This is a genomic window from Collinsella sp. CM84Y_54, from assembly GCF_036317945.1.
Lineage (GTDB): Bacteria > Actinomycetota > Coriobacteriia > Coriobacteriales > Coriobacteriaceae > Collinsella.
Genome location: NZ_JAWQCX010000005.1, coordinates 123445 through 145322, shown reverse-complemented (window position 1 = coordinate 145322; position 21878 = coordinate 123445). Strand labels below are relative to the sequence as shown.

Annotated in this window: 22 protein-coding genes and 1 pseudogene; 15 read left to right on the top strand and 8 right to left on the bottom strand. The window is 64.8% G+C overall.

Features of this window, described 5'->3' with window-relative positions; translation table 11 throughout:
• Together V2391_RS08885 and V2391_RS08880 are read left to right on the top strand one after the other, a co-directional pair.
• A partial coding sequence (locus V2391_RS08885; protein WP_329739041.1) for an InlB B-repeat-containing protein occupies positions 1–2450 on the top strand: 2450 nt, incomplete at its 5' end.
• Positions 2451–2459: 9 nt separating this feature from the next.
• Positions 2460–3368 (top strand): DUF4430 domain-containing protein, encoded by a 909-nt coding sequence (locus V2391_RS08880; RefSeq protein ID WP_329739040.1) that lies wholly within the window; start codon positions 2460–2462, stop codon positions 3366–3368.
• Between the two features lie 285 nt (positions 3369–3653).
• Here the strand turns inward: V2391_RS08880 and V2391_RS08875 are convergent, their stop codons facing one another.
• Both V2391_RS08875 and V2391_RS08870 read right to left on the bottom strand, forming a co-directional pair.
• Positions 3654–4214 (bottom strand): DDE-type integrase/transposase/recombinase, encoded by a 561-nt coding sequence (locus tag V2391_RS08875; RefSeq protein WP_329739039.1) that lies wholly within the window; start codon positions 4212–4214, stop codon positions 3654–3656.
• A 100-nt stretch (positions 4215–4314) separates the two neighbouring features.
• Complete coding sequence (locus tag V2391_RS08870) at positions 4315–4848, bottom strand: IS3 family transposase (RefSeq protein ID WP_329739038.1); 534 nt, start codon at positions 4846–4848, stop codon at positions 4315–4317.
• Between the two features lie 31 nt (positions 4849–4879).
• Between V2391_RS08870 and V2391_RS08865 the strand changes: the two genes are divergently transcribed.
• The gene (locus tag V2391_RS08865) at positions 4880–5143 is read left to right on the top strand and encodes a hypothetical protein (protein WP_329739037.1); all 264 of its coding nucleotides are present in this window, start codon (positions 4880–4882) and stop codon (positions 5141–5143) included.
• Between the two features lie 57 nt (positions 5144–5200).
• On the opposite strand, the gene V2391_RS08860 is transcribed toward V2391_RS08865, so the two are convergent.
• Positions 5201–5815 carry a helix-turn-helix domain-containing protein gene (locus V2391_RS08860; RefSeq protein ID WP_329739036.1) on the bottom strand — a complete coding sequence of 205 codons (615 nt, stop codon included), beginning with the start codon at positions 5813–5815 and terminating at the stop codon, positions 5201–5203.
• Between the two features lie 101 nt (positions 5816–5916).
• On the opposite strand from V2391_RS08860, the gene V2391_RS08855 reads away from it, so the two are divergent.
• Together V2391_RS08855 and V2391_RS09655 are read left to right on the top strand one after the other, a co-directional pair.
• The gene (locus tag V2391_RS08855) at positions 5917–6462 is read left to right on the top strand and encodes a DDE-type integrase/transposase/recombinase (RefSeq protein ID WP_329739035.1); all 546 of its coding nucleotides are present in this window, start codon (positions 5917–5919) and stop codon (positions 6460–6462) included.
• Between the two features lie 41 nt (positions 6463–6503).
• Positions 6504–6662, top strand: a pseudogene (locus tag V2391_RS09655) (IS3 family transposase); the annotation flags it as partial.
• Between the two features lie 44 nt (positions 6663–6706).
• Here V2391_RS09655 and V2391_RS08850 read toward each other — a convergent pair.
• From V2391_RS08850 to V2391_RS08830, 5 genes are all read right to left on the bottom strand, one after another.
• The gene (locus tag V2391_RS08850; protein WP_329739034.1) at positions 6707–7915 is read right to left on the bottom strand and encodes an ABC transporter ATP-binding protein; all 1209 of its coding nucleotides are present in this window, start codon (positions 7913–7915) and stop codon (positions 6707–6709) included.
• Positions 7916–7927: 12 nt separating this feature from the next.
• A complete protein-coding gene (locus V2391_RS08845; protein WP_195503389.1) occupies positions 7928–8950 on the bottom strand; it encodes a FecCD family ABC transporter permease in 1023 nt (340 codons plus the stop codon).
• A 22-nt stretch (positions 8951–8972) separates the two neighbouring features.
• The gene (locus V2391_RS08840) at positions 8973–10544 is read right to left on the bottom strand and encodes an ABC transporter substrate-binding protein (RefSeq protein ID WP_329739033.1); all 1572 of its coding nucleotides are present in this window, start codon (positions 10542–10544) and stop codon (positions 8973–8975) included.
• Positions 10545–10548: 4 nt separating this feature from the next.
• Entirely contained in the window at positions 10549–11082 is a 534-nt protein-coding gene (locus V2391_RS08835) for a hypothetical protein (RefSeq protein WP_329739032.1), read from the bottom strand.
• A 145-nt stretch (positions 11083–11227) separates the two neighbouring features.
• Positions 11228–12154, bottom strand: coding sequence for a sirohydrochlorin cobaltochelatase (locus V2391_RS08830; RefSeq protein ID WP_195919596.1), 927 nt, complete (start codon positions 12152–12154; stop codon positions 11228–11230).
• A gap of 458 nt (positions 12155–12612) precedes the next feature.
• On the opposite strand from V2391_RS08830, the gene cobM reads away from it, so the two are divergent.
• From cobM to cobS, 10 genes are read left to right on the top strand one after another with little or no spacing between them, the layout of a single operon-like run.
• Entirely contained in the window at positions 12613–13404 is a 792-nt protein-coding gene (gene cobM / locus V2391_RS08825) for a precorrin-4 C(11)-methyltransferase (RefSeq protein ID WP_329739031.1), read from the top strand.
• Position 13405: 1 nt separating this feature from the next.
• Positions 13406–14590 (top strand): cobalt-precorrin-5B (C(1))-methyltransferase CbiD, encoded by a 1185-nt coding sequence (gene cbiD, locus V2391_RS08820; RefSeq protein ID WP_329739030.1) that lies wholly within the window; start codon positions 13406–13408, stop codon positions 14588–14590.
• Positions 14583–14816, top strand: a complete 234-nt coding sequence (locus V2391_RS08815) for a hypothetical protein (protein WP_187359579.1) — start codon at positions 14583–14585, stop codon at positions 14814–14816. Before cbiD ends, V2391_RS08815 begins: the two co-directional genes overlap by 8 nt.
• Positions 14817–14864: 48 nt before the next feature.
• On the top strand, positions 14865–15950 hold the full coding sequence (locus tag V2391_RS08810; RefSeq protein ID WP_329739042.1) for a cobalt-precorrin 5A hydrolase: 1086 nt from the start codon (positions 14865–14867) through the stop codon (positions 15948–15950).
• Complete coding sequence (gene cobJ / locus V2391_RS08805) at positions 15950–16693, top strand: precorrin-3B C(17)-methyltransferase (RefSeq protein WP_329739029.1); 744 nt, start codon at positions 15950–15952, stop codon at positions 16691–16693. Before V2391_RS08810 ends, cobJ begins: the two co-directional genes overlap by 1 nt.
• On the top strand, positions 16681–18015 hold the full coding sequence (gene cbiE / locus V2391_RS08800) for a precorrin-6y C5,15-methyltransferase (decarboxylating) subunit CbiE (protein WP_329739028.1): 1335 nt from the start codon (positions 16681–16683) through the stop codon (positions 18013–18015). The genes cobJ and cbiE overlap by 13 nt, the downstream gene beginning before the upstream one ends.
• Complete coding sequence (locus V2391_RS08795) at positions 18012–19394, top strand: cobyrinate a,c-diamide synthase (RefSeq protein WP_329739027.1); 1383 nt, start codon at positions 18012–18014, stop codon at positions 19392–19394. Before cbiE ends, V2391_RS08795 begins: the two co-directional genes overlap by 4 nt.
• Positions 19387–20529 (top strand): nicotinate-nucleotide--dimethylbenzimidazole phosphoribosyltransferase, encoded by a 1143-nt coding sequence (cobT, locus tag V2391_RS08790; protein WP_329739026.1) that lies wholly within the window; start codon positions 19387–19389, stop codon positions 20527–20529. Before V2391_RS08795 ends, cobT begins: the two co-directional genes overlap by 8 nt.
• Positions 20526–21074, top strand: a complete 549-nt coding sequence (locus tag V2391_RS08785) for a bifunctional adenosylcobinamide kinase/adenosylcobinamide-phosphate guanylyltransferase (protein ID WP_329739025.1) — start codon at positions 20526–20528, stop codon at positions 21072–21074. Before cobT ends, V2391_RS08785 begins: the two co-directional genes overlap by 4 nt.
• Entirely contained in the window at positions 21071–21838 is a 768-nt protein-coding gene (cobS, locus tag V2391_RS08780) for an adenosylcobinamide-GDP ribazoletransferase (protein ID WP_329739024.1), read from the top strand. The genes V2391_RS08785 and cobS overlap by 4 nt, the downstream gene beginning before the upstream one ends.
• The last annotated feature ends 40 nt before the right edge of the window (positions 21839–21878 follow it).

The following is a 21878-nucleotide window of genomic DNA, read 5'->3' as shown; positions in this document are numbered from 1 at the left end:
GGGCGCTCAACACGATCACGTCGCCTTTCGATAAGGACCGCAAGCTCGGCTACGACTCGGCGACCGGCGCGTACTGGCAGCTGTTCGTCAACGGCAGCGCCTCCGAGGTCGGCGCGGGCGGCTACACGCTCAAGGACGGCGACTCCGTCGTCTGGTGCTACTCGAAGTACGGCGACCCCGCGCCCGAGCAGGTTTCCGTCACGATGGAGATTATTGGCAAAAAGGCCGAGATAGCTCAGCGTTGGACGAGCCCTTCGACCCAGGTGTTTGCTAAGGGCACGTCGATTAAGGATGCCTCTGCTGCTTACTTCGATGCCCTTGGCATAAAGTCAAAAATGTACGACCAATTTGGCTATTGGGGCGTCTATAGTCTCGTATCTCCGCTTGATGGCACCGAGCTGTCGGGTGCATGGTCGTTCTTTGTCAACGGCGTTCCTGGGTCTCAGCTCGATAGCGATTACGTGCTCAAGTCTGGCGACAAAATCGTCTGGGCTTTTGCTCCCGGCGATACTGTGCCCGGCGTCGACAGCGTTGTTGTTGACCCGGGTGCCGCACGTCCTAACTGGGATAGCGATTGGCCTGGTTATACGAGCGCCGACAAAGTAACTGACGCTCCTGTGCCCACGAAGGACGCTGAGGCAAAATGGGTGAGCGAGCTCAAGGGCTCGAACGAATGGAGCAAGGGTATTTCCGACCCGTTGCTGGTCGGTGACTACCTCTACGTGGCCGTTGGTTCCAAGCTGCTCAAGAAGAATGTCGACACGGGTGAGACCGTTGCCGAATCGCCTTTGGCGGCAAAGATCGATTCGACCTCGCGTATGGTATACACCGGCGGCGTGATACTCGTGCCGCTTTCGAGCGGTCGCCTGCAGGCGCTGACGGTTGATGCTCTGGCGACGGTTTGGGTAACCGATGGGTTGCCTGCTGGCCCCGATGGTGCTCAGCAGTCACTTGCGTCCATTACGGTTCGTGACAGCTTTGCCTACTTTGGTACGGCGTCGGCCGGCTGGTCCGACTCGAGCGACGGCTACCTGCTCTGCGTGCGCATCTCCGATGGCAAGGTTATGTGGCAGCATAAGAACGAGAACAGCAAGGGCTACTACTGGGCCGGCTTGGCGTTCTCGGGCAATTATGGGGTCATCGCAGATGATTCCGGTACGGTGAGCACGGTCGATCCCGAAACTGGAAAGACCGTTGCGTCGCTCAAGATTGCCGACCGCGTGCGCACAACCGTGCTGGTCGATGGGTCGATCGCTTATGTCGTGAGCGCCGATGGCGTTTTGCATAAGCTTTTGGTTGGAACGGACGGAGCGCTGTCGGAGTTTGGCAAGGTGGCGTTTGGTAGCAGCTCGACCTCGACGCCGGTGCTGGCCAACGGCAAGATTGTGGTCGGAGGCGCATCGACTGAATCCTTTATGGGCGGTTATCAGAACAAGTACACGTATCACTACGGTCAGCTTGCAGTGATTGATGCCGAGACGCTTGCCGTGGACTATTCCATTTGCAAGGCGGACGGTAGCTATATTCGTCAGGGGGCTTCGGGCGGCGGTGATGTAAAGTCGCAGCCGGTCGTTTCTGTCCAGAATGGCGAGACGTACGTCTACTTTACGTCTAACAACAACCCGGGCGGCATCTATCGCTACCGTATGGGCGATGACGAGGCCGAGCTGCTTTATACGCCCGCGGCGGGCGATCAGCAGTACTGCATGGCTTCTATTTCGGTCGGATCCGATGGCTCACTCTACTATGTCAATGACTCGGGCAAGCTGTTTGCAGTCAAGGGCAATGGCCAAAGGGTCAACCGCTATACCGTGACGTTCGACGCCAACGGTAAGGATGCGGCGATGCCCGATTCTCAACGCGTGAAGGAAGGCAAGGCGGCGACGGAGCCCTCGACCAAGCCGCAGAGCAAGGGCTACACCTTCGCTGGCTGGTATACCGACGAGGCTTGCACACAGGCGTATGACTTCAGTATGCCGGTGACGGCCGACCTGACGTTGTATGCCAAGTGGACCAAGAATGCCGTTAACCCTGGCGGTAATGGCGGTTCAGGCTCCAATGGCGGCAATGGTGGCGCTGGCAACGGTTCCGGTACTGGTTCCGGCTCTAAGGGTCAGCAGGCTGGCGGCGCTGTCGCCCCGGGTCATAAGCCGACGACCAAGACGACGGTGTCGACCAAGACCGAGACCAAGGACAACAAGTCCGACAAGAAGGACTCCGATAAGTCCGATAAGAAGGACGAGAAGAAGTCTGACAAGAAGGGCAGCAAGTCCGACAAGAAGTCCGATTCCAAGTCCGATACGGGTGCTGCTTCCACGACCACTGCTAAGAAGTCCTCTAGTGCTTCCGAGCAGGAGAATGGCACCAATCCGCTTGCCATCGTCGGCGTTGCGGCTGGCGTGATCGGTCTTGCCGTCATCGGCGTGTTCGTATTCACCAAGCGTCGGTAGGTGAGGGCTGTGTCCAATAAGCCTCAGGACGCCGAGTCCAAGCAGTCCGACTCGTCGTTCATCCAGCTCGACGATGCAAAGCAAAAGGGCGCCGCTTCGGCGGCGTCCGCCCCTCGGCGCAAGACGCTGCTTGGGGCTCTGACGGCCGTCTGCATCGTGTTGATTGTCGTCTCGCTGGGCTTTGTTCGCCCTTCCGCCAGCGGTGCCTGGTCCATCGATTGGATTGTCGAGACCGTGACGGGGGAGAGCGTCGTTGCTAAGGATGCGTCGGTTTCCGGCTCGACTACCGCTTCGGGTAAGACTGGAGTCAAGGGCTCAAAATCTTCGGACAATGCGAAGGACGGGTCGAAGGATTCGGATGAATCTGATTCCAAGGACAAGTCTGAATCTTCGGACAAAAAGTCAGACAAGGGCTCGACGGAGAAGAAGTCCGAAGACAAGGGCGGCAAGAAGTCAGGGGACAAATCGGGTTCGCAGAATTCTGATTCCACTGGCGGATCGAGTTCTTCTGACGGCTCTTCTTCGGGCGGTGGCTCGGCGTCTGGCGGTGGGTTTGCATCCAACAGTGGCGGCGCCTCTGCGGGCAATCAGGACGGCTCGCAGCAGTCTGGTTATGTCACAGTGACGGTCTCGGTTGCGTCGAGCGCCGTGGGCAATCCTGTGTCTTCTGGCGGCACCTTCACCTTTAACGAGGGCGCTACGGTCTACGATGCCCTGTGCGCTCTGGGGCTTTCTGTCAATGCGTACGGCTCGCCATACGGCACGTATGTCGCCGCGATTGGTGGTCTGGCCGAGAAACAGTACGGCGGCACGAGCGGCTGGATGTACTCCGTCAACGGCACAACGCCCATGACGGCCTGCAGCAACTACGTTCTCTCAAACGGCGACAACGTAGTCTGGTATTACGTTACAGGCTAGAGGCCTCGACATAGCGCGCCAGACGGGCGGTTCGGACAAACACCCGGGCCGCCCGTTTTTATGCGAATGGGACGTCGTTTCCCAATCGAGGCTCAACCGGAAAATGCATCCCGCTCTGTAGGCGAATTCCGGGACACAGTTTCCGCATCAGCATCCATTGGGAAAGCGGGGACCTCGGACGTTTTTCCGGACCATGTCCCGGCGCTATGCCGCATGGCCCCTCTCCTCGCGATACTTCCTAATGGTTTTCCATCCTAGGTCTTTCGTGAGCTTGCCGTCCCTATATCAATCGATATATTCGCCGAGCAGGCGGGAGAACTCGTCGAACGGCACGCCGGTCCAGTCCCTGCCCTCGAAGAAGTTGCACTTGAGCGTGCCGAAGAACCCCTCGGCGCGCGCGTTGTCGGGGCTCCGGGCCCTCCTCGACATCGAGTGCACCATCCCGGGGCCGCACGCCTCGCGCCACTCGCGCCCCATGTAGACGGCGCCGTCGTCGGTGTGCACCGTGAGCGGCCGCCCCTCCGTCGGGCAGACTATCCCCACCAGGTCCCTGAGCATGCCAACCACCAGGTCCGAGTCGGCGTGGACCGAGACCCTCCAGCAGATCGGCCAGCCGTCGAAGCAGTCGATCGCCGGCGACAGGTACGCCCTGTACCCGTCGAGCCTGAACTCCGTGACGTCGGTGACCACGAGCAGGCCGGGTGCGGCGGCGTGGAAGTCGTGCGTCCCGCACCCGCGAAGGGGGACGTTGGCCGGGCGCCCCGCGAGCTCACTCCGGTAGCTGCAGTACCTTGCCCTCCTGCGCATCTGCGCCGCCTTGCGGGCGACCAGGCCCTCCTCGCGCATGATCCGGCGCACGACCTTCTCGGACGCGACGACGGGGGTCTCGGCGTCCCCGGGCGCGAGCACGCGCCACGAGACGTGCTCGCCGGTGGATTGGCAACACCTATTTGGACGATTCCGGGAGGGACAGCCCCGCTTCCCTGAACTCGACCGGCGACATGTAGCCCAGCGTCGAGTGGATCCTGAAGTTGTTGTACCAGTGCGCGTAGTCCGAGAGCCTGGCCCGGAGCCCGCGCTTCGTGCCGAACGCCTCGCGGCGGGCGAGCTCGGCCTTCAGTATCCAGTTGGTCGACTCGTCGACGGCGTTGTCGTGGGGGCGGCCCTTGGCCGACAGCGACATCTCTATGCCGAAGGCCTCGAGCATCGGGTCGATCTCGGCGTTGTCGAACTCGCTGCCGCGGTCCGTGTGGAAGACCTCGATGCCCGAGATGGGGAAGGAGAGCGTCGCGAACGCCGACTTGACCGGCCGGGCGTCCCTCCTGGGCCCGGCGGAGTGGCCGACGATCTCCCTGTTGCAGGGGTCGACGAGCAGGCGGACGTAGTTCCACGAGGCCCCGACGCGCACGTAGGTCGGGTCGCTGCATATATGGGTGCGCGGCGCCCTGCCGCCGAAGCCGCGCGCGACGGCGTTGGGCACGTCGGCTTCGTCGGCCGCCCCGGGGCGCACCTTGAACCTCTTCCTGCCCTATGCGCCGACCGGGCCGTTCTCCCTCATGGTGCGGCAGGCCCGGCGCCGGCTGACGGTGACGCCCGACCTCCCGGGCGACGCCTTTATCTTGCGCGGGCCGTACCGGCCCTCGCTGGCGACGTGGACCGCGGCCCGGCCGGCGCGGCGGGGTCCGGCACGGCGGGCCGGCCGGCGCGGCGAGCGCATGGACCGGTACGTCGGCCTCGCGACGCCGAGGAGCATGCACTGCGCCGATATGGGGTAGCGGCCCTCATTGGCCGCCATGGCCCTCACTTTCGAGCGCATATCGGTGCCGCTTGTTTTAAGACGTCGACCTCCATCCGGAGCCTGCAGCTCTCGCGCTCGAGCTCCAGGATCCGGTTCTGCTCGGGCTGCGGTTGTCCGCGGCGCGCGGCGAGCCGGTCGCGTTTATCGACTTGACCCGCCTCTCCGCGGTGCTCTTGCCGAGGTCGTACTCGTCCACGATCTCGCGTTTGGGCTTGCCGGCGTTGTAGAGGTCGACTACCCGCCTCTTGAAATCGTCGGTGAAATGCCTCGGGTGCCTGGGGTCCCTCATATGCGGCCCTCCCGTCTCTTGCGCCCCCTCCCGGAACTGTCCACATCGGTGTAGCCAGTCCAACTCGCTGCAGGCGATGCTGTGCTCGTCGCGAAGCCGCTGCCATATGCGGCGCGCGGTGTGCCTTTGCTTGCGCCAGCCCCGCGCGTCCTCGTCGAGGTACCCCTCGATGACGGGCCTGTACGCGTCGAGCATCTTCTCCCTGTGCTCCTTCGCCGGCATCTGCTGCGAAAGGTCGGGGGCGGCCAGCTTCGCGTACACGGTGTTGCGCGAGACGCCGACCTTTCGCGCGATCTCGGAGATGGACTCGCCGCTTTTGCGCAGCTGGCGTATAGAATAGGTTTGCGACATGCTGATCATACCTTTCTGACCTCCTTGGTTGATTTCTCTAGGCGAAAACCAAGTTAGTCGATTGAGTTGGTCGGCATGTCTGCCTTTGTGCTCAAAATGATCAAGCCGATATGTTCATTTTGAAGTTACCACCCGCAATAGAGCGAGAGGCGCTCGAAGGGTTCGTCGTCGAGGCCTTCGAGCGGCACAGGGGCCGCTACGGCTACCGGCGCATCAACCGCGAACTGCGAAAAAGCGGCATCGCCGTGAGCGAGAAGCGCGTGCTCCGCATCATGCAGAAGCTCGGGCTCGCCGGAAGGGGCGCGGCCCGAAAACGCCGCATCCAGAAGAAGGTCGAGCCGGGAGACCCTCGACTGAACCTGGAAGAGCGCGCTTTCTCCGTGGGCGGGCGCAACGGGCTTTGGGTGGGCGACATCACCTACATACCCACAAGAGAAGGGTGGCTCTATCTCGCAGCCGTGACAGGCGCCTTCTCCCGCAAGGTCGTGGGCTGGTCGATGTCCGAGCACATCACCGAGAAGGTCGCGATCGACGCGATAGAGCAGGCAGTTGGCAGGGAGGGTCCGCCAGATGACGGCAGCCTCGTCTTCCATGACGATCAAGGCGCGCAGCACGCCTCCCGTTCCTTCCACGATGTCTGGACTCGCATGGCGTAATCCGGTCGGTATCAAGGCCCGGCACGCCGCTGGACAACGCGGTGGCCGAGTCGTTCTTCAAGACGCTGAAAAGGGAATTGGCGGAAGGAAGGAGCTATGGGACGAGGGACGAGGCCAAGCAGGACATCTTCAAGTACATAGAGCTCTATTACAATAGGGTGCGCATGCATTCCACCTTGGGCTACATGTCTCCAGTGGAATACGAACGACAGTACGCTTTAGGATCCTTAAAAGAAAGTCCAGTTTATCCTTCCCACTCCAATTGGGAAACCTCCGATGCGCCTTCGCACGCTCGCATGACCTCGATACCATGCGATCGTGCGAACTCGACGAGCTCTGCGTTGCGGGCGTTTATGGTGCCGAAGGCGGCGGGGCACACGATAAGGCGCGCGCAGTGGACGAGGAGCTCTTTGGCGCGGGCTATGGTTTTATCCCCGATCGGCTCGAAGGCGCGCTCGGCCACGCATTCCGTCGCCAGGTCGCGCGCGAGCTCGCAGTCGATGTCCCCTTCGTGCAGAATGCCCGCGTAGAACGCCTTGCCCTGCCGGATGAGCTGGCGAAACACAGCTGACCCCGTACCTGCGCCGGCGATGACGAACGTGTGCGCATCGCCGTGTGGGCGCCCAATTTCCACGCTGCCGAAGCGCTCGTTGAAGGTGCCATGTTGAAGGCCGTAGAGCTCGCCAATCGTCTCGCGCGTGAATATGTCCTCGGGTGCGCCGGCGCGGAAGACCCGGCCGTCCTTCACGCAAATCACCTTGTCGGCGCTTTTCTGCGCGAGCTCGAGTTCGTGGATAGACATGATGACAGCAACATTCCGCGATTTCGCAAGGTGGCGAAGTATTCGCAGCAGGTCGATCTGGTAGCGGATATCGAGATACGACGTGGGCTCATCGAGCACGAGCACACGCGGATCCTGCGCGATGGCGCGTGCGAGCATGACGCGCTGGCGTTGCCCGTCGCTTATCTGCATGAAGTCGCGCTCGGCGAGCCCTTCCACATGTGCGGTTTTCATGGCCTCGTCGACCCGATTATGGTCATCGGGCGTGAGTGTGCCCATTCGCCCGGTGTAGGGATGCCTTCCCGCCTCTACGATATCGCGGCAGGTGAGGAGCTCGGTCCGGGGCCGATCTGTCAGCATAACGGCAAGGTTCCTTGCGAACTCCGCCGTCTTCCATCGGGAAATCTCTCGCCCGTCGAGCTCGACCGTGCCGGCATGCGGTGCCAGATGGCGTGTGATTGTTTTCAAGATGGTCGACTTGCCCGAGCCGTTCGGCCCGATGAGCGCCACGACGTCGCCCGCGCGAACCTCCAGATCGACGCCTTCGACTACGACCTTCTTGTCGTAACCCGCCGACAGGTCGCTTATGCGGAAAAGCGGCGCTCCGTCAGCCTGCGTTTCGACCGGGGTTTCGAGGTTCGACTCCCCTCCGAGCGTTTTGGGCTGCGGCACGAATTTCCCCATCTACCTCACCCGCTTCTTCAACATGAGTGCGATAACCACCGGCGCGCCGAAGATGGCGGTGACGGCGCTGATGGAAAGCTCGACGGGGGAGAACAGCGTGCGTGCGATCAAATCGCAGCCCGCGCAGAAGATGGCGCCTCCCAAGAAGCACGCAGGAATCACGCGGATGGGCTTCGACGACTTCAGCGCCGACTTAACGAGATGCGGAACCGCGATGCCTACGAACGACACCGGACCAGCGAACGCGGTCACGCAGGCGGAGAGCATGCTTGCTAGAAGGACGAGCACCACGCGGAAGCGTGCGACGTTCACGCCGACGCTTTTTGCGTAGGCTTCTCCCAGCTGGAAGGCGGAAAGGGGCTTCGATATCGCGAATACGCATGCGCTCACGGTGATCACCACGACCGCGATGACCGCGACGTCGTCCCAGCTCGAACCCGAGAAGCTACCCAAAGACCAGTTGTGCAGGTTCACGATGGACTGGTCGTCGGCGAAGGCGATGAGGAAGTTCGTCGCCGCCGAGCAGATGTATCCCACCATGACGCCCGCCACGATGAGCATGGCCATGGAACTTATGCGCCGTGCGATGAGGAGCACGAAGCCGATGGTGATAAGCGATCCCAGAAACGCTGCGGCCACCATGACCGGCGAGGACATGGCCTGGTTCGCGCCCAGAAGCACGATCATCGTAAGCGCGACGACGAACTTTGCGCCCGAGGAGACGCCCAAGATGAACGGGTCGGCGATGGGGTTGTTGAAAAACGTCTGCAGCAGGAACCCGGAGAGCGAAAGTGCCCCGCCGAGAAGTATGGCTGAAAGCACGCGCGGCAGGCGAATCTCCCAGATGACCTGGCTTTCCATGGAATTGGCCGCGCCGCCCGAAAGGATGTCGGGGATGTGGTCTGCGGGCACGAGCACGCTCCCGATGCACAGGTTGGCCCCGACGAGCACGATGAGGGCAACAGCGAGCAGCGCCGTCACGACGCGACACCGCGCGGCGCGCCCCGATTCGTCGTATGCCATGGTAAGCCGGCTTCTCATGGCGCTAGCCGAGCTTCCTCAGATAATGGAAGTCACTCGTGTCATCGCCGGTGAACGCCCCGTGCAGCTCGTCGATAATGTCGGCGGTAGAAGTCATCTGCTGGTACATGTCGGCGCTTGTGACCCAGACGTTGCCGTTCTTCACGGCTTTGAACTGCGACAATAGCGCGTTTTTGCTTACGAAGTCGCTCAAGGTGGCAACCGATTCGTCGATGGTGCCGTTGTAGACGATGATGTCGGCATCCTTCGCCGTCGCATAGAAGCGCTCCATTTCGAGCGTTACTGACGAACCTGACGTCGACGCCGTCTGTGCGTCATCGAGCGCGTAGCTGCCGCCTGCGAGCTCGATCATCTGCGCCACGTAGTCGCCCCTCCGCCGCGTGACGGCGGCCCCGTTCGAGTTAATGTAGAAATACGCCACGGTTTTACCTGACGACGCGAGCCCCGACGTTTGCTCGACGCGGGCCTTCTGCTCGTTGAACAGGTGCGCGGCCTCCTCTTCCTTGTCGAACAGGACGCCGAAAAGCTTAATCCACTCGACGCGTCCGAGTGCTTCGGGCTCGCTCGACGACTGTTCGGTGAGCACGACGAGCCCGAGCTTCTGCAGCTTTTCCTTCACATCGGGCGTGTGGTTGATCATGGTGTTCTCGATGGCGAGCGTGCAGCCCGAGGCCGATATTCGCTCGTAGTCGGGCGCGCTGTACTTGCCGCCGTAGGCGATCGCCCCACTTTCGAGCGCGCTTTTGAAGCCCGCGACCGAGCAATCGTCGGCCTTCGTGCCCGACATTAAGATATTGTCGTTCGCATCGAGCGCGTCGACCAGGCACATCGTCGCCGACGACACGAGGTACACCTTGTCGGCGGGGCGTCTTATGACCGCGATGTCGGAGCTCAACCCGTCAGGTACCTTCGCATCTTGCGGCACCACGAGGAAGCGCTCCCCGTTCGAAACGCAGATAAGCCGCAAGCCGCCTTCGAACTCGTCGACAGTGAAGTGCTTGGCGTATTCTAGCTGAAGCGTCCCCGTCGGCTCCCAGCCGCAGCCCAAATCGGCGTTGTGGAAGTCGGCCGCGGCGCTTGAAGCCGTTTCCGCAGGGGAGTCGCCGCTTGCATCGTCGCCCGTTTTCTTCTTCATGGTGGATGAGTCGAAGTGGATCGTGTAGTCGATGGTGTGCGGCGTCGACATGGCAACGGTCTCGGCCGACACGGCGATGTCCTCGTCGAGCGTGACGGGTATCTCGAACGTGGAGTTGCCGCCGTCGTTTACGGGCGCGTAGTCTACGCCGTCGACGGTCATCTTGTCGTAGTTCGAACTCGACCAGGTGATGGTCGCGGTGTAGGTGTCGCCATCCTTCACAATTGTGGTGGGTGAGGCGATGCTTGCGCGCCCTGACCCGCCGGAGAGCGAGACGCTCACAGTGTATTCCTGAGAGCCTGCCGTGCCACCGGTCGCGTTCGGGCTCGCACTGCACCCCGCGAAAGGAAGCGCGAGCAGGGCGACGAGTACGCAGGCGATCGCGCGCGCCGTGATGCTGTGGCGCTTCCTGTTTTCCCCCTTGGGAAGAATCGACCGCATGGCGTTACTTCAGTGCGTCGGCGCGCAGATCGACGCCGGCGGATTCGAATACGAGCGTGCGGTCGTACCACCGCTCCCTTTTAATGCTCCACGCGGCGCAGGCGGTGTCCTCGTCGAGCGCATCAACGGGCACGTCGTAGGTGTACTTGCCTTCCGCGTTTTCCACATAGGGGATGAAGTCGGCCTCGCTCGCGGCGGCAGCCTCGTCGCCCGTGCCCATGAAGAGCTTGCCGTAGCCCGTGCCGGAAAGCGTCATCACGCAGTGCATGGAGCCGTTTTCCACGATGAGCTGGGCGTCCACAATCCTGAACATGCTCGAGCTGGAATCTACGGTGATCGGATAGGTGCCGTCGGCCACCTTGTCGGCGGTGATGGGGGCAGAGCTTGCGCCCTCGGGCGCATCGGCCACCTGTTCAGTTTTTTCCTGGGAATCGGCATCGCTTGCCTTTGCGCTGTCGCTTGAATTTCCGGCGCAGCCGGCGAGCGAGAACGCGAAAAGCGCCGCTGACAGGGCGAAGGCGAGGGTTTTCTTCAACATGGAGGGGGTTCCTTTCAATCGCTTCGACCGCCTGCGCCGTGCGGTGGGCGGGCGGGATGCGAATGCAACGGGCATGCGCCGTCGGTCGGGGAAGGCGCATGCCCGTTGCACGGGGACGCGACCGGCGCCCCCGTGCGCGGCGAGTTTACAGCTTGGCGATGGCGTCGTCCACGTGCGAGACGTAGATGTCGTCGACCGCGACGTTCTGTCCCAGACCCTGGAGCAGGCACGTTACTTCGAAGCCGGCGGCCACGAACTTCGCAGCCCAGCTGTCGGGGTCGGTCTCGTCTGCCATGTCGTTGTTCGCGTGGTCGCCCGCGACCACCATGAACGGCGCGAGCACGGCCTTCTTGTAGCCTGCGGCGCTCGCGGCGGCGATAACATCCTCGCAGGTCGGTTCAGCCTCGACGGTGCCGACGAAGAACTGCGTCAAGCCCTCGTTCTTAAACACTTCCTGCATCTTGGCATAGTCGGCGTTGGAATCGGCTTCGGTGCCGTGGCCCATGAGGCACAGCGCCGTCTTGCCGTCGTCGAAGGACGCCATGTTCTCCTTTATGGCTGCGGCCACCTTCTTGTAGTCGTCGTCGGAGGTGAGCAGCGGGTCGCCGAGCGAGATTTTGTCGAACTTGTCGGCGTACTTGTCGAGCTCGTCTTTCACGTCGGTGTATTCCAGGCCACCCATGAGATGCGTCGGCTGCACGACGATTTCCTTCACGCCGTCTTCCACGCAGCGGTCGAGCGCCTCGGTCATGTTGTCGATCGTGATGCCGTCGCGCTTCTTCAGCTTGTCGATGATGATCTGCGCGGTGAAGGCGCGGCGGATGTCGTAGTCCTGCCAGTACTTCTCGCGGATAGCGTCTTCGATGGCGCCGATGGTGATGTGGCGCGAGTCGTTGTAGCTCGTGCCGAAGCTCGTGACGAGGATGACCGGCTTCACGGCCTTCTCCTTTTCGCTCGATTTCTCGGAACTCGCGGAGGTGTTGGAGCAGCCCGCGAGCGCGACTCCGGCGAGCGCGAAGGCTCCGGTTGCTGCGGCGCCCATGAAGCCGCGGCGTGACATCTGGTCGGACATGGTTTTTCCTTTCCTCGGTTTGCCGGTCCCCCGGCGACAGTTGCTTGTCGGCACAAGCGAAAGAAAAGCGCACCCCTCGGGGTTCACAAGGAGCTAACGCCACGGCGATGCCGTGAGGAAAAGGCGAAGCAGTCTGGCTTGGGGCGCGAGGCGGTTCGCCCGCGCGTCCTATACAGTAATGTCCCTTGCCCAGGATTCCCACCTGGTTCCCTCCGCAAGCCAGCGCGGGCTGTGCGGGCGCCGCGCCGGTCATTTCCTTTTATCCGATTGTCATATGCTCGTTGCCGAATCTTTTACTATGATAGTGGGCACTTGTGAACGTGTCAAAGCCAGGGCGGGCGGCATTGCGCCTCCTGCCTGCGTATTTGCGCCGATTGTCGCCGCAGGCGCCGTGTTTTGCCCGCTGCGCGAATGGCGGCGTAAACGGTTGCGATGAGAAACGGGAAGGGAAGGCTCGGATGATTCATATCGTTGGCGCAGGCTCGGGCGCCGCCGACCTTATCACGCTGCGCGGGGCGCGCCTTCTGCGCGCGGCCGACGTGGTCGTTTGGGCGGGAAGCCTTGTGAACCCCGAGCTGCTCGCTGAGTGCAAGGAATCCTGCATCGTCTACGACAGCGCGCACATGACCTTGGAGGAAGTGCTCGACGTGATGTGCGCGGCAGATGTGCGGGGCGAGGAAGTGGTGCGCCTGCACACGGGCGACCCGTGCCTGTACGGCGCCATCCAGGAGCAGATGGACGCGCTCGACGCGCGCGGCGTGGACTACGAGGTGGTGCCCGGCGTGTCGAGCTTTTGCGGTGCCGCGGCGGCGCTTCGCCAGGAATACACGCTGCCGGGAATCAGCCAGTCGGTCGTGATCACGCGGCTTTCCGGGCGCACCCCCATGCCCGCGGGCGAGGGCATGCGCACCATGGCGGAAAGCGGCTCGACTATGGTCATCTTCCTGAGCTCGGGTATGCTCGCCGAGCTTTCCGCCGAGCTTTTGGCCGCGGGCCGCAGCTCCGACGAGCCGGCGGCGCTCGTGTACAAGGCGACCTGGCCTGAGGAGCGCGTGGTGCGATGCACAGTGGGCACGCTCGCCGATGCGGGCGCGCGAGAGGGCATCGACCGCACGGCGCTCGTGGTGGTGGGCCGCGTGCTCGGAGCTCGCGGCGGGCTTGCGCACGACGGCGTGCAAGCGGAGTCGTACGAGCGCAGCAAGCTTTACGACCCTTCGTTTGCCACGGGGTATCGGAAGGCGAGCAGCTAGCGTGGCCTTCGAGCACTACATATATACCGGGACGACCCGCCTGCGCTGCGGCTACACCACGGGGAGCTGCGCCGCGCTCGCGGCGAAGGCGGCCTGCGAGATGCTCTTGTCACGAAAGCTCGTCGGCCTCGTGTCGATCGTCACTCCCGGCGGGCTGCCCGTCGAGGCGAACGTGGTCGACGCATGCATCGGCGAGGGGTGCGCCCAGTGCGCCGTGCGAAAGGACGCAGGCGACGATGCCGATGTGACCGACGGCGTGCTCGTGTACTCGCGCGTGGAACATGCGGGATCGGGCACGGGCGCTGCGGGCGGCAAGGGCGTGCCCGCGCGCGAATCGGAAGTTTCCGTCGATGGCGGCGTGGGCGTGGGGCGCGTGACGTTGCCCGGGCTCGAGCAGCCGGTTGGGGCGGCCGCCATCAACGCGACGCCGCGCGCGATGATCACTTCGGCGGTGCGCGAGGTGTGCGCCGCGCACGGCTTTTCTGGAAATATTGCTGTGACGATTTCGGTACCCGAGGGTGTTGCCCTTGCCGAAAAGACCTTCAACCCGCACCTGGGGATAGTGGACGGCATCTCCATCCTGGGCACGACGGGCATCGTCGAGCCGCGCAGCCTCGCTGCCTTGCGCGACAGCATCGAGCTCGAGATCCGGCAGCATGCGGCTATGGGGCGGCGCGGAGTCGTGCTCACGCCCGGCAACTACGGCGCGCAGTTCATCTCGGGGCATTTCCATCTAAACGGTGCGCCGGTGGTCTTCATCTCCAACTTTGTGGGCGATGCGATTGATTGCTGCGTTCGCGAGGGATTTACCAATGTCCTTCTTGTGGGACACATCGGTAAGTTGGTGAAGGTCGCGGGCGGTATCATGGACACCCATTCGCGTACCGCCGACTGCCGCGCGGAGATTCTGGCCGCCCACGCGGCCATGGCCGGCGCGGGCGCGAAGACCGTGCGCGAGATCATGTCGTCGGTCACGACCACGGCGGCGCTCGAGGTAATCGAGGCCGCCGGCGCGGGGGACGCTGCGCGCGCCTCGCTCGCTGCGGCAATCGAGGACAGGTTGCGCCGCCGCGCGGCGGGCGCATGCGACATCGCCGCGGTCGTGTTCGACGCCGAGCGCCGCGAGCTTTTCCGCACGTCGGGCGCCGATGCAGTTATCGGGGAATTGGGGGCGACGTATGAGTAAAGGCGTTCTGTACGGGGTGCGCCGTGCAATCGGCTGGCCGGGGACGAAGGTGGTCATGAAGGCGCGCCGCTCGCTTGCGGACACGAAGCGCTTCCTTTGCGAGGAGGGTGCCTTCGACGGTGCCGAGCTTGTAGAGGACTGTGGGCTTCCGGGCGAGCGCGTGTACCGCTCGCTCGACGATGTGCCCGATCGGGGCAGCTACTTCTCGACGATGGTGGTGCGCTAGATGAGGGTTTCCTGCATAGCGTTCACTGAGAGGGGGTATGCGTTGGCGGTGCGCACCGCACACGCGCTTTCCGATTGCGCGCAGACAGGTGAAGACGACCCTGGCTGGGACGTTTCCGTTTCGCGCGGGTTCGGCGAGGGGAAGGCCGACCTGCGCGCATGGACGGCGCTCGCGTGGGAAGCGTCGGACGCGCTTCTGTTCGTGGGCGCGGCGGGCATCGCCGTGCGGGCGATCGCGCCGCATGTCGCCTCGAAGGCAAACGATCCCGCGGTTGTGGCGATCGACGAGGCGGGGCGCTTTGCCGTCCCGCTTTTGTCGGGGCATTTGGGCGGTGCGAACGAGCTTGCGCAAACTGTGGCACGCGCGGCAGGGGCCATCCCCGTCATCACCACGGCGACCGACGTCCGCGGCGTGTGGGCGGTGGATACGTGGGCGCGCTGTGCGGGGCTCGCCGTTTCGAATCCCGAGGCCATCAAGCGAGTGTCGGCGCGGCTGCTTTCGGGCGGGCGCGTGGCGCTCTATTCCGACATGCCGATTTCGGGACAGCCGCCTGAGGGGGTTGACATTGCGTCCGACCGCGCTCGGGCCGATATCGTCGTGTCGCCGTTCGCTGGCGCGAATGCAGGTGCGTCCGTTCGTGCGGCGGAGACAACGGGCGAGGTCGTGCCCGCCGGTGAGACGGGGAAGCCGGCGGGCGTGCGGGCGCAGGCGCCTGCGCCCGAGCCGCTTCGCCTTGTCGTGCCCTGCATCGTTGCGGGCATAGGATGCCGTCGCGGTACGTGCGCCGAAGCGATCGAGGAGGCGTTTCTTCTCGCGTGCGGGCAGGCGGGCATCTCGCCTTTGGCCGTGCGCGAGGCGGCGACGATCGACGTGAAGGCGCACGAGGAGGGTCTGCTCGCCTTCTGCTGCGCGCGCAATATCCCGCTTGCGACGTATTCCGCAGAGGAGTTGTCGCAGGTCGAAGGCAGCGTTTCGCCATCTGATTTCGTGCGCGCGACGGTGGGGGTCGACAACGTGTGCGAGCGGGCAGCGCTCGCGGAGGGGGGCAAACTTATCTTCCCGAAGCTCGCTCACGGCGGCGTGACCGTCGCGTTTTCCAAGGTAACTATTAAACTTTCGTTTAAGGAGCGGTGATGGGAAAGCTCTTCGTGGTGGGAATCGGCCCGGGCGGCCCCGACGGCATGACGATTGCGGCTCGGCGTGCGCTCGAGGCGTCCGACGTCGTTGTGGGTTACACGAAATACGTGGAGCTCGCGCTCGCCGCCGTGCCCGACGCGGCGCATCTCGCGACGCCGATGATGCACGAGGTCGAACGGTGCCGCCTTGCGCTTTCGCGCGCGCAGAGTGGAGACGCCGTGGCGCTCGTGTGCAGCGGCGACGCGGGCGTGTACGGCATGGCGAGCCCCGTGCTGGAGCTTGCGGAGGACTACCCCGATGTAGACGTGGAAGTTATCGCCGGGGCCACCGCGGCTCAGAGCGGGTCGGCGGTGCTCGGCGCCCCGCTTGCCCACGACTTCGCGGTCGTGTCGCTCTCCGACCTGCTCACGCCATGGGAGGTCATCGAGCGCAGGCTCGCCGCCGTGGCGAGCGCCGACTTCTGCATCTGTTTGTATAACCCGCGCAGCAGAAAGCGCACCGACAGGCTCTCACGCGCGGCGAAGATTATGCTCGAATGGAAGGCCCCCGACACGCTCTGCGGCTGGGTACGCAACATCGGGCGCGAGGGGCAGCAGTCGGGCATGTGCAGGCTCTCTGAGCTGGGGGAGATCGACGCCGACATGTTCACCACCGTGTTCGTCGGCAACGCGGACACGAAGCTCGTAGGCGGCCGTATGGTCACGCCACGCGGGTATCGGGAGATTCCATGCGAAAGGTAACGATCATCGGGGCGGGGCCCGGAAACCCCGACTTGCTCTCGCGCGCGGCGCTCGACGCTATCGACTTCGCCGACGTGGTCATCGGCGCTCATCGCGCGCTTGCCGGCATCGACGTGCCGCCCGACGTGGTGAGATGTGAGCTCGTGAAGACGGCGGACATCGTCGCCGCGCTCACCGATGCGGCGTCGTGGCGGCGCGCCGTGGTCGTGATGACGGGCGATGTGGGGCTGTTCAGCGGCGCGCGCCGCCTGGTGGAGGCGCTCTCCGGCGACGCGCAGGTGGACGTGCGCGTCGTTCCCGGCATAAGCTCAGCGTCGTATCTCGCCGCGCGCCTTGCGTGTCCATGGCAGGATTGGCGCTTCGCGAGCGCTCACGGCGTGGCGTGCGACATCGTGGCCGAGGCCGAGCGCGCAGGTGAACTCTTCCTCGTCACGTCGGGCGGGGAAGACCCCTCGCGGCTTTCGGGTGAGCTTGTGCATGCGGGCTTCGGGGACGCGCGCGTGACGGTGGCCGAGCGCCTGTCGTACCCCGACGAGCGCATTACCTGCGCGACCGCAAGTGAAATCGCAGGCCAGACGTTCGACGACTTGAACGTGATGCTTATCGAGTTCGCAGGCGGCGCCGGGTCGCCTGAGGGCTCTAGCGCAGCCTCCGAGGCGCCGGCCGGCGCGTCTGCGCCCGCGGCGGACTCTGCGGGCGCATCCCGTGCCGCGAGCTCTCGCTGGCCGTACGCTTCCTCGGGCATTCCCGACGAGCTCTTCATCCGCGGCGACGTTCCCATGACCAAGCAGGAGGTGCGCGCCGTCGCGCTCGCGAAGCTGTGCCTTACCGCGACCGACACCGTGTGGGATGTCGGCGCCGGCACGGGGAGCGTGTCGATCGAGGCGGCGCTCGTCGCGCGAGCGGGATCGGTATGGGCGGTCGAGCGCAACGCGGCCGGCGTGCAGCTCATCCGAGAGAACGCGGATGCATTCGGGTGCGGCAACGTGCATGCGGTCCCCGGTGTCGCCCCCGAAGCGCTCGCGAAACTGCCCGTCCCCGACGCCGTGTTCGTCGGCGGGAGCGCGGGCGAGCTTCCCTCCATCGTGGAGGCGGCGCTCGAGAAGAATTCGCAGGTTCGCCTGTGCGTGCCATGCGTCACCGTTGAGACACTCACCGAGGCGTGCGCGCTCCTCTCGGGTTCGCGCTTTAAGGGGTTCGAGGCGTGCCAGGTGTCGGCCGCCCGCGCCGAGGCTGTAGGCTCGCACCATCTTATGAAGGCGCAAAATCCCGTGTTCCTCGTCAGCGCGCGTGGTGCAGGTGGGGAAGGCGGTGCCCGGTGAGCACGTCCATCCCGCGCCTCATGGTCGCTGCGCCCTCGAGCGGGAGCGGCAAGACGGTCGTAACGTGCGCGCTCCTGCGCGCGCTCGCGCGCCGCGGCCTTGCATGCGCGGCCTTCAAATGCGGCCCCGACTACATTGACCCGCTCTTTCATCGCCGCGTCGTGGGCGCGCGCTCGGGTAACTTAGACGGCTTCTTCACCGACGCCCCGACGCTGCGCGCCCTGCTCGCACGCGGCGCCGCGGGCGCGGATGTCGCGGTGCTCGAGGGGGTCATGGGCTTCTACGACGGCATGGCACCCGGCGTGGCCGACGCGAGCAGCTACCAGGTTGCGCGCGACACGGAAACGCCGGTCATTTTAGTGGTGAACGGGCGCGGGGCGTCTTTATCGCTCGCCGCCGTAATCCGCGGCATCGCCGAGTTCCTGCCTTGTGCGAACGTGCGCGGTGTCGTGCTGAACAAGACGAGCGCCGCTGCCTGCGCCTACGCGGCGCCTCCGATCGAGAAGCACACGGGCGTCGCGGTTTTGGGGAATATCCCCGCCGACGAGGCGTTCTCGCTCGAAAGCCGGCATCTGGGGCTTGTGACCGCCGACGAGGTCGAGCGGCTCTCCGCGCGCATCGACAAGATGGCCGAGCTGGTGGAAAAGAGCGTCGACATCGACCGCTTGCTCGAAATAGCGGCGACGGCACCCGATATCCGCGAGGAACCTTACCGGTTGGAGCCGATCGCGGGAGCGCGGCCCATCGTCGCCGTCGCGCGTGACGAGGCGTTCTCGTTCTACTACGAGGAGAACCTGCGCGCGCTCGAGGACCTGGGTTGCGAGCTTGCCTTTTTCAGCCCCCTGTGTGATAGCGATTTGCCCCGGGGGACAAGCGCCCTCTATCTGGGAGGCGGCTACCCGGAGCTCCATGCGCGGCAGCTCTCCGAGAACGCGCCGATGCGCGAGGCGGTGCGGCGCGCGGTGGAATCCGGCATGCCGACGGTCGCCGAATGCGGTGGGTTTCTGTACCTGCAGCACGAAATCGCCGATAGCGAGGGGCGGCGCTGGCCTGTTGCGGGCGCCCTTGAGGGCTCAAGCGAGAACGGGGGAAGGCTGTCCCATTTCGGGTACGTGGAGCTCACTTCTCAACGCGACGGGCTCTACGGGCCGCGCGGCACACGCATCCGTGCGCACGAGTTCCACTACTGGCAGTCCACCTGCCCGGGCGGCGACTTCTGGGCGCAGAAGCCCCGGCGCGACAAGGGCTGGCCGTGCATGACGACCACCCCGTCCCTGGTTGCGGGCTTCCCGCATGTGTACTATCCTGCGAACCCCGACGTTGCGCGCGCGTTCGCGTCTGCCGCAGCGTCGTTCGCAGAGAGGAGACGGCATGGCTGAAGCAACCGAAACCGCGCTTGCCTGCATCCGCGAGGAAGTCGAGCGCGCGTTCTCTTCGGCGCCGGGCGCCGTGCTCGAAGCCGCGCTCTCCCGGATCGCGCCCGCAGACGAGTGCGCCCGCGCCGCCGCGTACGCCGCGTGGGACTCCATCGCGCACCCCTTGGGGGGATTGGGCGACTTTGAAGACGCCGTCGCGCGTATCGCCGCAGCTCAGGGGAGCGTCGATGTGGCCGAGTTTCCCCGTGCGCTCGCGGTATTCTTCTCCGACAACGGGGTCGTTGCCGAGGGCGTGTCGCAAAGCGGGCAAGACGTGACGCGAGCCGTCGCGCGCAACATGTGCGAGGGGGCCACGAGCGCCTGCCGCATGGCGGCGTTCGCGGGTGCCGAGGTCGTGCCCGTCGACGTGGGTATGGCCCGGGGCATAGAAGACGCGCGCATGGTGCGCGCGAACGTGCGGCGGGGGAGCGGCAACATCGCGCACGGCTCCGCCATGTCTCGCGATGGGGCCGTGCGCGCGATCGAGGTCGGAATCGCCGTCGCGTGCGGGCTTGCCCGCGCCGGCGTGCGCCTTCTCGCCGCGGGCGAGATGGGTATCGGCAACACGACCACCTCGGCGGCGGTGGCCGCAGTGCTCATCCGGGCGGACGCGCGGAGCCTCGTCGGGCGCGGCGCGGGGCTCTCGGACGCCTCGCTCGCGCGCAAGCGCGACGTGGTCGAGCGCGCTATCGACGCGAACTCGCCCGATCCCGCCGACCCGATTGACGTGCTCTCGAAGGTGGGCGGCTTCGACATCGCGGCGATGTGCGGCTTCTACCTGGGGGCCGCGGCCTCGAAGGCGCCGGCGCTCCTCGATGGGGTCATATCCTGCACGGCGGCCCTGTGCGCGGCGCGCCTGTGCCCCAACGCCTTGGGCTACCTCGTGGGCACCCACGCATCAAGCGAACCCGCAAGCCAGGAGCTCCTTCGCGAGCTCGGCATAAAGGCCCCCCTCGACGCAGGCATGCACTTGGGCGAGGGCGCGGGCGCCATGGCGTATCTGCCCCTTCTGGATTCGGCGCTGCGCGTGTACCGGGATGGGAAGACGTTCACGGCGACTGGCATGGCTGCTTACGAGCATTTCGAGGCCGGGAAATGACGGTGACGCTCGTCATCGGCGCCGCCGCGAGTGGCAAGAGCGCCTACGCCGAGTCCCTGTGCCTCGGGCACGACGGCCCCCGCGTGTACCTGGCAACGATGGAGCCCTTCGGGGAAGAGGGCGCCCGCTGCATCGCGCGCCATCGGGCGCTGCGCGAGGGCAAGGGGTTTTCCACCCTCGAGCGCACGCGTGACGTGGGCGCCGCAGTGCCCGGGCTTCCGCGCGGCTGCACGCTTCTTTTGGAGGACGTGGGCAACCTGGTTGCGAACGAGCTCTTCGCGGAAGGCGGCTTGTCCCCACGTGACCCCGACGCTGCGGCGCGCGAGGTGCTCGGAGGCATCGAGCGGCTCGCTCAGGTCGCTGCGTATACGGTGGTGGTCACCGTCGACGTGTTCGCCGATGGGATGCGCTACGATGAGGGGACCGAGGCATGGAGGCGCGCGATCGCGCGCGTGAACGCGGGCGTGGCGGCGCTGGCCGACCGCGCAGTCGAAGTGGTATGCGGGATTCCCGTGTGGATGAAAGGCGAAGGACCTACAAGGTGAAGATAGCAGAGGCAATCGGCGCGGCGTTCGGAACGTTCTCGCGCATCCCCGTCCCGAAATCGGCCTGGACCGATTTCGGATCAACGCATGCGCTTTCCGCGTTTCCCCTGGTGGGCCTTGCGGAAGGCTTCCTCATGACCGCGTGGGGGCACGTGGCGAACCTGCTCGGCGTGCCCGCGACCATCATCGCGGCCGTGCTCGTGGCGCTGCCTGTGGCGGTGACAGGAGGCATCCACCTAGACGGGCTCTGCGACACCTCCGATGCACTTGCAAGTTGGGCCCCGCGCGAGCGAAAGCTCGAGATCATGCACGACCCGCGGGCGGGCGCCTTCGGGGTCATCGGTGTTGTCGTGTACCTTATTCTGCAGTTTTCCCTGTTCACCGAGCTGCCGCTTACGGCGTGGGCGTTACTCGCGCTTCTGTGCTCGCTCGTGTTCTCCCGCGCGCTTTCGGGGCTCGCCGTTGAATGCTGGCCTGCCGCGCGGGCGGATGGCATGGCCGCGGGGCTCTCGCCTGCGAAGAAGCGCGCGGCGATCGTCGTGCCGCTTTGCGCTTTCGCTACGGCTTCGGCTGCAGGGATGGTCGCGTGCGCTCAGGCCGTCGGCGCCCTTATGGCGGTGGCGGGGCTTTTGGCGCTCGCGTGGTACCGCCATGTTGCCCTGTCCCGCTTCGGCGGGGTGACGGGGGATTTGGCCGGATGGTTTCTGCAATGGGCCGAGCTCGCGATGCTTGCCATGCTGGTGGCGGGGGGCATGCTCCTATGATGCTCGTGGTAGGTGGCGCGCATTCGGGGAAGAGGACTTT

Coding starts and splice junctions, on each gene's coding strand:
- V2391_RS08815 (WP_187359579.1), top strand. CDS start 14,583: ATGAGTAAAGGCGTTCTGTACGGGGTGCGCCGTGCAATCGGCTGGCCG.
- cbiE (WP_329739028.1), top strand. CDS start 16,681: ATGCGAAAGGTAACGATCATCGGGGCGGGGCCCGGAAACCCCGACTTG.
- cobM (WP_329739031.1), top strand. CDS start 12,613: ATGATTCATATCGTTGGCGCAGGCTCGGGCGCCGCCGACCTTATCACG.
- V2391_RS08830 (WP_195919596.1), bottom strand. CDS start 12,154: ATGTCCGACCAGATGTCACGCCGCGGCTTCATGGGCGCCGCAGCAACC.
- V2391_RS08785 (WP_329739025.1), top strand. CDS start 20,526: ATGACGGTGACGCTCGTCATCGGCGCCGCCGCGAGTGGCAAGAGCGCC.
- V2391_RS08845 (WP_195503389.1), bottom strand. CDS start 8,950: ATGGCATACGACGAATCGGGGCGCGCCGCGCGGTGTCGCGTCGTGACG.
- V2391_RS08840 (WP_329739033.1), bottom strand. CDS start 10,544: ATGCGGTCGATTCTTCCCAAGGGGGAAAACAGGAAGCGCCACAGCATC.
- V2391_RS08875 (WP_329739039.1), bottom strand. CDS start 4,214: ATGCGCGAGGAGGGCCTGGTCGCCCGCAAGGCGGCGCAGATGCGCAGG.
- V2391_RS08855 (WP_329739035.1), top strand. CDS start 5,917: ATGTTCATTTTGAAGTTACCACCCGCAATAGAGCGAGAGGCGCTCGAA.
- cobJ (WP_329739029.1), top strand. CDS start 15,950: ATGGGAAAGCTCTTCGTGGTGGGAATCGGCCCGGGCGGCCCCGACGGC.
- V2391_RS08860 (WP_329739036.1), bottom strand. CDS start 5,815: ATGATCAGCATGTCGCAAACCTATTCTATACGCCAGCTGCGCAAAAGC.
- V2391_RS08835 (WP_329739032.1), bottom strand. CDS start 11,082: ATGTTGAAGAAAACCCTCGCCTTCGCCCTGTCAGCGGCGCTTTTCGCG.
- cobT (WP_329739026.1), top strand. CDS start 19,387: ATGGCTGAAGCAACCGAAACCGCGCTTGCCTGCATCCGCGAGGAAGTC.